Source organism: Pristimantibacillus sp. Z349TD_6, assembly GCF_056173205.1.
Map to the genome: position 1 here is coordinate 954175 of NZ_CM149662.1, position 13546 is coordinate 967720.

10 protein-coding genes are annotated in these 13546 nt (G+C 45.1%); 9 read left to right on the forward strand and 1 reads right to left on the reverse strand.

All coding sequences use genetic code 11. From position 1 onward, the window contains the following. The first annotated feature begins 1 nt into the window (after position 1). The 9 genes from AC0VYE_RS04145 (at position 2) to AC0VYE_RS04185 (ending at position 12504) form a co-directional block, all read left to right on the forward strand. Positions 2-874: a carbohydrate ABC transporter permease gene (locus tag AC0VYE_RS04145; RefSeq protein WP_430055165.1), complete on the forward strand. Its 873-nt coding sequence runs from the start codon at positions 2-4 to the stop codon at positions 872-874. Positions 875-895: 21 nt separating this feature from the next. After that, positions 896-3022, forward strand: a complete 2127-nt coding sequence (locus tag AC0VYE_RS04150; RefSeq protein ID WP_475446238.1) for a YIP1 family protein — start codon at positions 896-898, stop codon at positions 3020-3022. Between the two features lie 29 nt (positions 3023-3051). Next, positions 3052-5652 (forward strand): DUF5696 domain-containing protein, encoded by a 2601-nt coding sequence (locus AC0VYE_RS04155; RefSeq protein WP_475446240.1) that lies wholly within the window; start codon positions 3052-3054, stop codon positions 5650-5652. Between the two features lie 24 nt (positions 5653-5676). Further along, the gene (locus tag AC0VYE_RS04160) at positions 5677-6642 is read left to right on the forward strand and encodes a carbohydrate ABC transporter permease (RefSeq protein WP_076268840.1); all 966 of its coding nucleotides are present in this window, start codon (positions 5677-5679) and stop codon (positions 6640-6642) included. 5 nt (positions 6643-6647) lie between these two features. Further along, positions 6648-7589: a carbohydrate ABC transporter permease gene (locus AC0VYE_RS04165; protein ID WP_475446242.1), complete on the forward strand. Its 942-nt coding sequence runs from the start codon at positions 6648-6650 to the stop codon at positions 7587-7589. A 44-nt stretch (positions 7590-7633) separates the two neighbouring features. Continuing rightward, entirely contained in the window at positions 7634-8743 is a 1110-nt protein-coding gene (locus tag AC0VYE_RS04170; RefSeq protein WP_083682122.1) for a glycoside hydrolase family 76 protein, read from the forward strand. 126 nt (positions 8744-8869) lie between these two features. Further along, the gene (locus AC0VYE_RS04175) at positions 8870-10012 is read left to right on the forward strand and encodes a GntR family transcriptional regulator (RefSeq protein WP_076268842.1); all 1143 of its coding nucleotides are present in this window, start codon (positions 8870-8872) and stop codon (positions 10010-10012) included. Between the two features lie 246 nt (positions 10013-10258). Continuing rightward, entirely contained in the window at positions 10259-11326 is a 1068-nt protein-coding gene (locus AC0VYE_RS04180; protein WP_475446244.1) for a glycoside hydrolase family 76 protein, read from the forward strand. A 32-nt stretch (positions 11327-11358) separates the two neighbouring features. Next, positions 11359-12504: a glycoside hydrolase family 76 protein gene (locus AC0VYE_RS04185; protein WP_475446246.1), complete on the forward strand. Its 1146-nt coding sequence runs from the start codon at positions 11359-11361 to the stop codon at positions 12502-12504. Positions 12505-12597: 93 nt separating this feature from the next. Here AC0VYE_RS04185 and AC0VYE_RS04190 read toward each other — a convergent pair whose 3' ends face one another. Next, positions 12598-13416: an SDR family oxidoreductase gene (locus AC0VYE_RS04190; RefSeq protein WP_076268844.1), complete on the reverse strand. Its 819-nt coding sequence runs from the start codon at positions 13414-13416 to the stop codon at positions 12598-12600. Positions 13417-13546: the final 130 nt, after the last annotated feature.

The following is a 13546-nucleotide window of genomic DNA, read 5'->3' on the forward strand; positions in this document are numbered from 1 at the left end:
AGTGATTCAAATCAAGCTTCATCGAAGCAAGAGCGGCATTAAACGTTCCTTTTTTGCGGATTTTGGCATCTATTTGTTTTTGCTGCTGTTTGGCATTTTTATGATGCTGCCACTGGTATATGCGATTTCAAATTCAATTAAGCCATTGGAGGAGATTTGGTTTTTCCCTCCGCGGTTTCTAGTAAATAACCCAACCCTAGATAACTTCAGAGATTTGCTCGCAGTCATGAGCGACTCATGGGTGCCCTTCAGCCGGTATATCTTTAACACTGTATTTATAACGGCTGTTGGTACGGCTGGCCATGTGGTCATCGCTTCCTTATGCGCTTATGTCTTATCCAAGCATAAGTTTCCTGGCAAAGGAATCATGTTCAGCACGGTCGTGCTCTCGCTTATGTTTAGCGGTGTCGTTACCCAAATACCGAACTTTATCATCATTTCTTCGTTAGGCTGGATTGATTCGTATCAGGCTATTATTGTTCCGGCATTTGCATCCTCGCTCGGTTTGTATCTCATGAAGCAGTTTATGGATCAGATGATTCCCGACGCCATCTTGGAATCGGCTCGCATTGACGGCTCCAGCGAATGGAAGATTTTCTGGTCAATCGTTATGCCGATGGTTAAGCCTGCTTGGCTGACGCTCATCATCTTCTCCATGCAAGGTTTGTGGGGAATCGGCGCGAATCACTTCATCCAAAGCGAGGAGCTGAAAACCTTAAACTATGCGTTGTCCCAAATCTTAGCCGGCGGAATTGCCCGTACAGGGACAGGATCGGCTGCAGCGGTGCTGATGATGATTGTGCCTATCATCGTGTTTATCATCTCGCAGTCGAAGATTATAGAGACCATGTCTGCATCAGGCATGAAAGAATAGGCATGGAAGGGGAAGAATGCGGTGGTTAGAAAAAAGTGGATTTTGTTTTTGGCCGCACTATTATTGTTGTGCAGCTTCGGTATTGAATCAGCTTCCGCCATGGTTCCATATAAAACCTATTTTTATGATTATGACGGGGAGTATCTCGTTTCTCCTGACGCTTATGTGCCAGGCAAAGTGTTAAACGCCAAGGCGATGGGAATCGAGGGCGCTGGGCTGAACCAGCCTCTGGATTTGTTTGTAGACAACAATAACTCGGTTTATATCGCAGATACGGGATCGAACAGAATTATTATTCTCGATGAACAGTACCGAATAAAACGAGAAATTACGGAGTTTGTCCATGAAGACGGCGTGACGAAGGATCAGTTCAACACGCCAAGCGGCATATTTGTGTCAGAGGAGGGGCTGATCTACGTTGCCGACTCCAAAAACGCTAGAATCGTCGTGCTTCATCAGGATGGAAGCGTAGAGAAAATATTGGAGGCACCGGATTCGGATGTGTTTCCTGCCGGCTTTATTTACGAGCCATCAGCAATCGGTGTTGATCCATCCGGTCTTATCTATGTGATTTCGAAGAGCACAAACATGGGTGTTATTGCTCTGAATGCTGACGGCGGATTCGAGGGTTTTGTCGGAGCGGAGAAGGTAGTGCCCAAAGTGTCCGATTTGTTCTGGAAGCTGGTGACGACCAAGGAGCAGAAGAGCCGCACGGCCAAAAGCGTGCCGACCGAGTACAACAACATTACGATCGATGAGCTTGGCTTCGCTTATGTTACGAGCAGTGCGATCCACGCAAGAAACCAATACAGCGCGCTCATTAACCGGGATAAATCGAGCAAGCATGCGCCAATTAAGCGGCTGAACAATACAGGCATCGATGTATTGAAACGAAATGGCGCTTTTCCGCCTGCTGGAGATATTCAAACAACCGACAAGGTTTCACGTTTTATTGATGTAGCTTTGGCAGAGGACGGGGCTTACAGCACGCTCGATTCTTCGCAAAATAAGATTTTTACTTACGACGATAATGGCAATCTTCTTTATGTATTTGGAGGATATGGAACACAGGACGGCGTGTTCCAAAGCGCTTCAGCACTCGCTTACCAGAGTAATAATCTGCTTGTGCTGGATAAGGATTCAAGCAAGCTGATTGTATTTAGGCGGACCGAATACGGCGCTAACATTGCAGCGGCGATTCATCATCGCAAGAATCGCAATTACGATGAATCCATCGCTGCATGGCAGCGGGTTTTGAAGATGAATCCGACGCTTGAGATGGCGTATTCCGGTGTGGCGCAGTCCAATATGCGCAAAGAAGAATACAAGAAAGCGATGCATAATTACAAGCTGGCTAATGACTGGGATCATTATTTCAAAGCTTTTGCGGAGTATCGGAAAGAAATAGTAAGCAAATTTATTATCCTCATTCCAATAGTCGCAGCAGCCATTCTATGGTTAGTGTACAGATTTTTCAAATATGCCAAGAAGGTCAACACAGCAGGCTGGAGAAAGCCCGGCAAGCGAACGCTGTGGGAAGAGCTGCTTTATTCCTTCCATGTGATGTTCCATCCGTTTGACGGGTTTTGGGATTTGAAGCATGAGAAACGAGGCAGCGTTCGTGCCGCTGTCATTATTGTTGCAGCCGTTATGGCTGTAGACATCTTTAAACAGCTGGCAGGCGGATACATATTGTACCCTTCCGACTGGCGTGTTATTGAGCTTTGGGATACGCTGCTTAGCGTCCTTATTCCATTTGGATTATGGTGCTGTGCAAACTGGGGTCTTACAACATTGATGGATGGTGAAGGAAGCCTTAAAGATATTTTTATCGCGTCTTCCTATTCGTTAGTCCCAATGGTGATTATTACGATTCCTGTCACCCTATTCAGCAACATCGTTGTTTTGGAAGAGCAGCAGTTTATTACCTTTTTTACAACCCTAGCGTTAGGCTGGTCTCTCGGGCTCATATTTATAGGTGTATTGGTGACCAATGATTACAGTCCATTCAAGAATTTCTATACCTCTGCTATTTCAATAGTAGGAATGGGTTTCATTGCTTTCCTTACGGTGCTGTTCATTAATATCCTGCAAAATATGAATTCCTTTATTACGACGATCATCAATGAAATTACGTTTCGGTTGTAGAACAAGATGGTGGATAGGAGGTCAGCGATATGAATGCCAAGGGGATTATCTCTAGGCTATTGGTCATAGTGGTTGCCATTACGCTCGGGATACCGACAAATGAGAAAACGGCGGAGGCAGTTGAAGCAACAACAGCAGAAACAGCAGTTGCAGCAAAAGCAAGCCCGCCAAACATGAAAAAAGCTGTAAAGGATGGCGGATTGGCACTTGCTGCTGAGAATGATCGCCTCCTGCTGTACTTCGATAATGAATCGGGCGGCGTGGCGGTTGAAGATAAAGCGACGGGAAGCAAATTTTATTCCAACCCGCCAAGTGCTCTGGAAGACCCGAAAGCCAGTGATGCGATGAAGCAGGAGCTTATGTCGCAGGTCAAGCTTGTCTATAATGTGCAAGGCAAAGAAGGCGACTTGGAAATGAACAGCTACACGCATGCGATGAAGCTGGATCAGGTGAGCTGGGGCAAGATTGATAACGGCATAAGGGTGGACATGGTTATCGGGCGCGAGGAACAGCGCATGCTGCTGCCGCGTCAAATTACGAAGTCCAAATTTGAGCAAAATGTTCTTGATCATATGGAAGCTGATCGGGATAAGAAGAAGCTATTAGCCTACTATATCCTCTACAGTCGTGCTGATGTAGAAGGGAGCAAAGGCAAGGAGCTGATCGCGAAATACCCTGTTTTGGAGAAAGAAGATATTTATGTGCTGAAAACCTCCGTCAAGGAGCGGGACAAGAAAGTGTTGGAAAACTACGTCAAGGAAGCAGGTTATACGTACGAGAAGCAGGAGGAGGACTACGCCGAGGTTGGATTTGACGGAGATGATTCCGTATTCCCTTATTTTAAAATGAGTCTTGATTACGTGCTTGCGGACGGCGGTCTATCGGTCACTCTTTATAACGGCGGCATTGAATATGATCAATCCCGTTTTAATCTTGTGAAGCTTTCCTTGCTGAATTATTTCGGTGCAGGGCAAACCGGCGAGGAGGGGTATGTATTCCTTCCAGACGGCTCGGGAACGCTCCTCAATTTCAATAATGATGCAAGCAAAAATACGCTATTAACGACAGGGAAAATGTACGGGCCGGATTATGCATTAACGCAGTCGCCAAGAGGCAGCTTCAAACAAGAGTTTCGAGCGCCGGTGTTTGGCATCAAGAAGGATGGAGCAGCGCTATTCTCGGTTATTGAAGAGGGCGATGCGGTAGCGGATATTAATGGCGTTATGGGCGGCATTAATCACTCCTATAACACGGCGTATGCTAACTTCACCATTCGAAATAAAGACTCTTTTATTGCCAAAAATGCTTTTGAACAGGCTCCTTGGATTATTTACGAGAAAAATGCTTATACCGGCAACATCGTCATGAAGTACTTCTTCCTTACAGGCGACGATGCAAATTACGTTGGAATGGCAAAGGCATATCGTCAGTATCTCGTTGATAAAGGAAGCTTGAGCAAAGTGAGCGCCGAAGAGAACATTCCGTTCTACTTGGATACGATGGGTTCTGTCGATAAGATGGTGCGGAAGCTGGGTATTCCGTTTCGCAGCCAAGTGGCAGTTACTTCCTTCGATCAAGCGGGACTAATGCTGGATGAGCTGTCGCAAAGCGGTATCCAAAACATTAAGTTTCGCTATACCGGATGGTATAACGGAGGCATGAGCCATACCGCACCTACAAAAATGAAGGTAGAGTCCGTGCTCGGCGGTGCAAAGGGACTGCGCAAGCTGTCAGAGAAAGCGGAGAAGCTGGGGGCAAAGGTGTTCCCGGATGTGGATATGCTATTTGTTTCTTCTAATAAAGCATTCGATGGCTTTAAGCCGCAAAAGGACAGCATTCGTTCCTTGTTTCAGAAAACTAGCTATAAAGGGTTGTTCAATGTAGCTACGCTTGAGTATGAGAGCAGCGTGTGGGGAATTAATCCGGACAAAATTTCAGGTTATTACAATAAATTTTCCAAAGATTATCATTCGCTTGGTTTAAAGGCACTTTCCTTATCGACGATGGGAGAAAGCTTGAACTCCAACTTTAAGAACCGCGCTCAAATCAATCGACAGGACACAAAAAAAATAACGACAGACGTTTTAGCTAAAGCAAAAGAGGATTATGAGGATATTATTACAGACGACGGAAACGCGTACACCTTTCCTTATGTTAATCATATTTTGAACCTGCCTGATGAGGACAGCTCTTTCTCGATAGCAGATGCGCAGGTACCATTTATTCAAATCGCGCTGCATGGCTATATTGGGTACGCGAGCGAAGCCTTGAACCTAGCGAGCGAGCTGCGTCCGGCTGTTTTGAAAGCTCTGGAATACGGCAGCGGTGTCTATTTCAAGTTGAATTACGGGGAGAACAGCCTACTGAAGGATGCTTCGTTGTTCGATGATTTGTACGCTTCCCAGTTTGATGATTGGGAGGAGAGCGCTGCAGCCATCTATGCAGAAATGAACAATGTATTGAAGCATGTTCAGGATCAGGCGATCGTGAATCATGAGCGGCTTGGTGAAGAGGTTTACAAAACAACTTATGAAAATGGTACAGCGATTATTGTTAATTACAGCGATAAAGGAATTGAGGTTGAGGGTACCGCAGTAGATGGATTGGGTTACGCGGTCATTAATCCTTAAACCAAGCGAGGAGGATCACCGGCAATGAACAAATTGTCTGCAGCCATAAACAAAAAAGAAAGGTTTAGGCTAACCGTGACGCAGAAGAGGGATCTGATGGGCTGGGTTTTTGTCAGTCCTTTTGTACTCGGATTTCTCCTGCTGTTTCTGGGTATATTCATTGATTCGTTGCGATTTAGCTTCATGGATGTGAATCTTCTAACCCAAGGCGGATTTTCGGAAAAATTCATTGGGCTGGACAATTACCATCAAATTTTAAGAGTGGACCCTAACTTTAACAAGCAGCTTTACGGTGCTGTTCAGAACATGTTATTCGATATTCCGATTATCGTTATGTACAGCTTGTTTATTGCCGTTTTGTTAAATATGAAAATGAAGGGCCGGGGAATTTTTAGAGCGATTTTTTTCGTGCCCGTTATTTTGGCAACTGGAATCATTGATAAAGCTGATTTAAGCAACTCGATTATGAATGCTTATCAGAGTATCCCAGGGCTTGATACGGGCGCGTCTATCGTGACAGAATCGGCAGGCGGGATGTTCAGCAATCTGGAGCTTAAAAAATATATGTTCCAAATGCTGGATTTCAGTCCGGCACTCGTTAATATAACGGTTGGCGCTGCGGAAAATATATTTGCCGTCATTAATAGTTCAGGCGTGCAAATTCTTATTTTCTTGGCAGGACTGCAGGCAATCTCTTCCTCCATTTACGAATCGGCCAAAATCGAAGGCTGTTCCGCTTGGGAGTGCTTTTGGAAAATTACATTCCCGCTGATCAGTCCATTGATTCTGGTCAATATTATTTATTCGATTATTGATTCCTTTACGGGAAGCAAAAACCAAATTATGCACAGCATTACGAACGCGATGAAGCTTGGCCAATATGGAACAGCCTCGGCTATGGCATGGATTTATTTTCTGGTAGCAGCCGTATTCCTTGTCGTCATTGGCTTTTTTGTCAGCAGATTCGTCTTTTATCAGAATAGGGAGTGAAAAATATGCGGGCTAAATATTTAAATCTGCATGCAATAAATGGCTTGTTCTGGTCGGTTATTCGCTATTTGCTTCTCATTGGGCTGGCGTTTCTTATCTTATATCCGCTGCTCGTAAAGCTCTCTAACAGCTTTATGAGCCCGCAGGATTTGATAGATGGCACGGTGCGCTTCATCCCTAGGCAGTTTACATGGTTTAATTACAAAACGGTCATCGAATATACGTCCTTTTTTAAAGGGCTGTCGAACACGTTCGGCATATCCTTTCTAAGCGGTATCATTCAAATGCTGGTTTGTACGATGGTCGGCTATGGGCTTGCGCGGTTTAACTTTAAAGGGAAAAGCGTCATATTTTCTTTAGTGGTGCTTACGATTTTAATTCCGCCGCAAACGTATATGATCTCTCTTTATATGAAGTTTAGCTTCTTTGATTTATTCGGTCTGATGTCTACCTTTACAGGAGGAACAGTTAGGCTGATGGATTCGATGTGGCCGATGGCGATTTTATCGATGATCGGTTTTGGATTCAAAAATGGGCTTTATATATTGATCATGCGGCAATATTTCAAAGGAATACCGAAAGAACTAGAGGAAGCGGCCTATGTGGACGGCTCGGGCTTGTTTCGGACGTTCAGCATGATCATTCTTCCGCTCTCATTTTCCATGATGATTACGATCTTTGTATTTTCCTTCTCGTGGCAGTGGACGGATAGCTTCTATTCCTCGATGTTCTTCAGCCAGTTCAAGCTGTTATCGAATTCACTGCTGGTCGGATTTGAAGGCTTGATGCTGGAGGGCGCCACCCTTGGACTGAAGCAGGGTCAGCCTCTGACCGCCACCTTAACGAACACGATGTCTTTATTAGTTGTTGTGCCATTAATCATTGTGTATTTGTTCGCGCAAAAATACCTCGTAGAGGGTATTGAACATAGCGGAATTGTGGGTTAAAAGGCGGAAGCCTGCAAGAAGAAGGGACGGATGAGGTGAAATTTATGAAAAGCATATGCATGCTGCTTGTCGGCAGTTTTTTCTTGACAGGCTGCAATGGAAATGAGGAGCGCTTGGAAAATTACAATAATCATGCGGAATGGGCAGAAGAGAAGCTCATCGAGCATTATTGGAATGAGAATGGGAAGCTGATGAACAACGCTTATCCTTATAGCAAAGAACGCGAGGAGAGCCTAAACTATTGGTGGAAGGCACATGCCGTGGATGCCATGATGGATGGGTATGAGAGAACGGGTGATGCTGCTTATACCGATAGGGCAGAGGGGATCGTCAAAAGCATTATTAAAAAAAATGGGTCATTGTTTAATGAATTTTATGATGATATGGAGTGGCTCGCTCTTGCAGCGCTGAGGCTATATGATGCAACCAAAAGCGAGACGGTTAAAGGTTATGTTCTAAAGCTGTGGAATGATATTAAGACCGCTTGGTGGGAAGATGAGCTGGGCGGCATGGCTTGGAAGAAGGATCAACGAGACAGCAGGAATGCATGCTCGAACGGGCCGGCAGCTATTTTGGCTGCCAGGATGTATGAGTATTTTGGCGATAAGGAAGATCTGGAATGGGCCAAAAAAATATATGATTGGCAGAAGAAAAATTTGGTTGATCCTGAAAGCGGTCTTGTGTATGATGGCCTTAAGCTGGAAGAGAATGGTGATCTTAATGTCAATAAAAATTGGATATTCACCTATAATCAAGGCACTTATATAGGCGCGGCAGTTGAGCTTTATAAGCATACAAATGACAAGACGTATTTGGCAGATGCGGAGAAAACCGCTGCCTCGGCTATGAAATATCATACGGTTGCTGAGACCGGAATGATGAAGGAAGAAGGAACCGGAGACGGTGGACTGTTCAAAGGCATATTCATTCGTTATCTGATCCATTTGTATGAAGTCAACGAAAGCGTCCAAATTAAAGAAATGATCTTTCATAATGCGGATACACTGCTCTCGAAAGGCAGCACGAAGGAAATTGGCTTGTTTGGCCCCGCTTGGGATATGCCTCATCAGGAGCCTCTGGATATATCCGTGCAATTGAGCGGAGTTTTCTTAATAGAAGCTGCAGCCAAAATAGAAAGACTAGATTCGGAATAAGTTAGTATTGACGTAGCGGGGCGACGGCAGCGCCGTTGCTCCATTTCGCCTTTTCATATATTGATGTCGTGATAATAAAGTTGTATAGTTGATATATCAAGATACTATGACAAGGTAGGTCGGCTAATGGATAATCCTTTATACGAGCAGATTTATAATTATATTTTTCAAAAAATCAATGACGGCGAATTAAAAAAAGGGGAGCGTGTTCCTTCGGAAAAAGAACTTGCTGCCCATTTTAACGTTAGTCGAATTACGTCTAAGAAAGCGCTGGAGATGCTCTCGCAGTATAAACTCATTGAGAGAATACAAGGGAAGGGCTCCTTTGTGGCGGAGGTTTTGCCTGATCTGCAAGAAACGAAGCTGCAGAAGCAGTCAGAAAGCGTAGAAGCGAGGCTGGAAGATGAGGTTGTGCGCATTGTTGGTGTGATTCTGCCCGACTTTGGCGATTCGTTTGGTGCTGATCTTATTCGCGGAATAGAAGAGCAATGCGCGATTAGTGGCTGCGTCATGATGATGAAGCTGACTTACGATAACCGTGAGGAAGAAGAAGCTGCTATTCGTGCTTTTGTGAAGCTGGGCGTAGATGGCATTGTCGTATTCCCGGGCCATGGCGAACACTATAATGCTGAAGTGCTTAGACTCGTATTAAACGGCTTCCCTATTGTGTTAGTAGACAGATATTTGAAGGGGATTGCGGCTACCGCTGTGTATACAGACAACAGAAAGGCAGCCTTCGACCTTACGAATATTCTCCTGAATCAAGAGGGCCGGCATGTCGGTTTCTTATCGACGCCTGCAGATAATACGACGACGATTGAAGACCGAATACAAGGTTTTAATGATGCGTGCATGCAGCGTGGGTTTACACCTAAACCTGAGCATATTATGACGAATCTATACAGCTCTTTGCCGCAGTCGTTTCAAACGATTAAAGTACAGTATGATATTGAGACGGTACGCCATTTCGTGGAAATTAATAAGGATCTTAATGCGTATGTCGTTACGGAATATAATCTTGCTCTTATTTTGCGGGAAGCGCTGTTGTCCCTAAAGAAACGGATTCCGGAAGACTATCAAATTGTTTGCTTTGACTCTCCGAGTCAGCCGTTTGGCGATTATTTGTTTACTCATGTTCGCCAGAACGAGCGTGATACAGGCAGGAGAGCTGTCGAAATATTACAGCGTGTTTGGAATAATGAGACTACGGAATTAAACAATATTGTGGAGCACGAGATTGTTCAAGGAAATTCTACGGTATCTATCTAACGTCAGAATAGGATAAAGGGTCGTTTCTTAGAGCTGCCAATATGGCTCTTGGAACGGCCTTTTTTTGTAGAAAATTACAGTCCGAAATGTGAAGATGACATATTGACATATTAACATGTGAAATATAGTATATTATTTGAAAGTGCTTTATATTGTACAAATTCAAAGAGGAAGTAATCCCGTGTTAAAGCAATTTGCATTTCGCGGGAAATCTTATGGATCAAAGTGAAACGGAGGTAGAGGAAGATGGCAAACAACGTAAAAGCTGCGTTCTGGGATATGAGAGCGGAGCAGGCTCAACGAACATTGGATTCTCGGTTCTGGAACCCAAGTATCAGCTTGTATGACATTAAGACTCCATGTCCAGGCGGAGCGTGCAACACGATTTTTCATTACTGGTGGATGGCCCATGCGGTTGAAACGCAGGTGGATGGATGGAACCGTACGGGTGATTCCATCTATAAGCAAAGGTTGGCTATGCTTCACCAAGGCCTTCTGGAGAGAAACGGCGGAGAATGGCCTAACAATCTATACGATGATATGGAATGGATGGCAATTGGTTGGCTTCGCGCGTATTTGATTGATCAAGATGAAACCTACGGGCACACTGCGAAGTTGCTATGGGAGGATATTAAGACGGGATGGAATGACCATGTCGGCGGCGGAATTGCTTGGCAGAAAACGCAGCTTGACTATAAAAACACGCCTGCTAATGCTCCTGCAGCTATTTTGGCGGCACGTCTATATCAGGTATTCGGCAAGCAGGAAGATTTAGAATGGGCAATCAAGATTTACGATTGGCTGAAAGCTGTGCTTGTTGATCCTGAAAGCGGTTTCGTGTGGGATGGCGCTAACCGTCTAGGCGATGGAACTATCGATAAGGATTGGAAGTTCACTTATTGCCAGGGCGTATTCATTGGAGCGGCAGTTGAGCTGTACAAAATTACGGGTGAAAATGGTTATCTTGAAGATGCCATTCGGACATGGCAGGCATCTGTGGAGGAGTTTGCTTCGCAGGAAGCTAATGTCCTACCGGCAGAAGGCGGCGGGGATGCTGGCTTGTTTAAAGGCATTTTTGTTCGTTACGCAGGCGAGCTGGCCCTTGCGATGGGCAGCGGCAGCGGAAGTGAAGTAGCAGATGTTTTGTATGCAAACGCATCGTCCCTATGGAGCAGCGTTGCGAGCCGGGGGGATATTCTTTTCAGCAAACGGTGGGATGAATCGCTTGAAGAAGAAATCGAGCTCAGCACACAGCTTAGCGGCGTGATCCTGCTCGAAACGGCAGCAGCTTTGGAGAAGTCTGGATTAAAATAGAGTAGTCTAAGTAGATCCTTGGGAGGTATATCATGAGTACACCGAAACCAGTAAAGACGTTCCGTTTTGTTGCATTGTCGATTGTTGTTTTATTAATGACGTCCGGTCAAAGCGTCTGGGCCAAACCGAATAAAAATCAAAATGCAGAACGGGCTGAAGCGGCTTATCAGGCTCTACAAACCTACTTCTATCAGCCAGACACCAAGCTCTACAGCGAGAACAGCCCGCATGCTGGGAACAACCAATACTCCTATGTTTGGCCTTATGCAGGAACGATGCAGTCAACCGTAGCTTTGGCGAATATACCTGCGGTTGGCGAGAAATACAAAACCGACATTCAGAATCGATTAGATGGTCTAGCTGCATATTGGAATGACACGAAGACACCTGCAGGCTACGATTCTTACGTACGCGCACCGCTTGGCGGAGGCGGGGACATCTTTTATGATGATAATGATTGGATCGCAATAGAACTTATAAAAATTTACCGAATTACTGGTGATATTGCAGCTTTAGATAGAGCAAAGCAAATATTTGAGCTGCAAGTATCCGGCTGGGACACGGATGCCTCTCATGCTTGCCCTGGCGGCGTTTTTTGGACACAGGCATCGTGGAGCAAGGATCGGAATACCGTATCGAATGCACCTGCCGCTCAAATAGGACTGTATTTATATGAAATCAGCAAGGATACATACTATTTAGACTGGGCGAAGAAAATGTATAACTGGGTAAATGACTGCATGCTGGCGCCTAACGGACTTTACTGGGACCATATTGACCTAAACGGGAATATTAATAAAACACAATGGTCCTATAATCAAGGAACGATGATTGGAGCCAGCGTGCTTTTATACAAAGCAACAGGTGAAAAATCGTACTTGAACAAAGCAGTAAGCATCGCTGATGCGGCTTTGAAATTTTATGGCAGCTCACGTCTCTACACACAGCCGATTATTTTCAATTCAATCTTTTTTGAAAATCTGCTGCTGCTGGATGACATGAACAAAAAATCGAAGTATAAAGATTATATACAGAACTATGCGGATGAGGTGTGGACGACGCTTCGGAACCCTCAGACCGGAGTCATTGAAATCGATCCGAATCGTTCAACTGAACTATTGGAGCAAGCAGCGCTGGTTACGATCCACGCTCTCTTGGCAGCTGATACGAAAAAGTGATCAGAGTGATGTGATTCAGCCCTCAATTTAGCGTAGTAGAAAATGCCTTAGGGATCATCCCTAAGGCATTCCAACCCTGTATGGCTTCTTTTTCTATAGCAAGGTTTCTGCCCCATCGATGTAAATTTCGGTTCCTGAGATATGGCTGGATTCCTGCGATGCTAGAAATAGCACTAAATCGGCGACCTGCTCAGGCTGCCCGGGACCATGCTCAAGAGGCTGGCTGCCCTCAGGGTAGTTCACGGGTATGGTGATTTTATCTACTTGAGGAGTGCGATGGGTGTTTTCCCCAATGTTCGTTTGAATGGCTCCAGGACAAATGGCATTCACACGTATTTTATATCTGGCAAGCTCTAGAGCAGCCATCTTGGCAAAAGCGACCTGACCTGACTTGGAGGAGCTGTATGCAGCCATGCCGGCACCTGAAAAATCACGATTGCCGTTAATGGAGCTCGTTATAATGATGCTCCCGCCTGATTTTTTCATATGAGGGATTGCATATTTGACGGTAAGGAAGGTTCCCTTTAGATTCGTTGTTAGCGTTTCATCCCATGACTCGGGCGACAGATCTTCGATAGGGGCGAGAGTGCCGTTAATGCCCGCATTAGCGAACACAATATCGAGCCGTCCGAAATGCTTTGCGGCAGCTTGGATCGCTTCTTGCATCCGTTCAGCATTGGCAACATCGGTATCGATGAAGAAGGACTCGCCTCCTAATTTCTTTATTTCTTGTTCTACCTCTTCAGTGCGGTTGTGAATGAGATCGAGAAGAACGATTTTTGCACCTTGCTGTGCGAGACGCAGCGCGGCAGCGCGTCCAATGCCGGAGCCAGCCCCAGTGATGACCGCTACCTTATCCTTTACGCGAAGCTGAGAAGAGCTGGAATCCTTCTGGTTAGCTGCATTGTTCATTACTAATGATTCCCTCCATTACAAGCTTATTTCCAAATTAGTATTCCTTTGGGGCAAATCATTTATTCTTTAAGGAAACGGGTTAGGAATGACTAGCATTGCTAGATGAAATTCAACTACATAAGCAGCA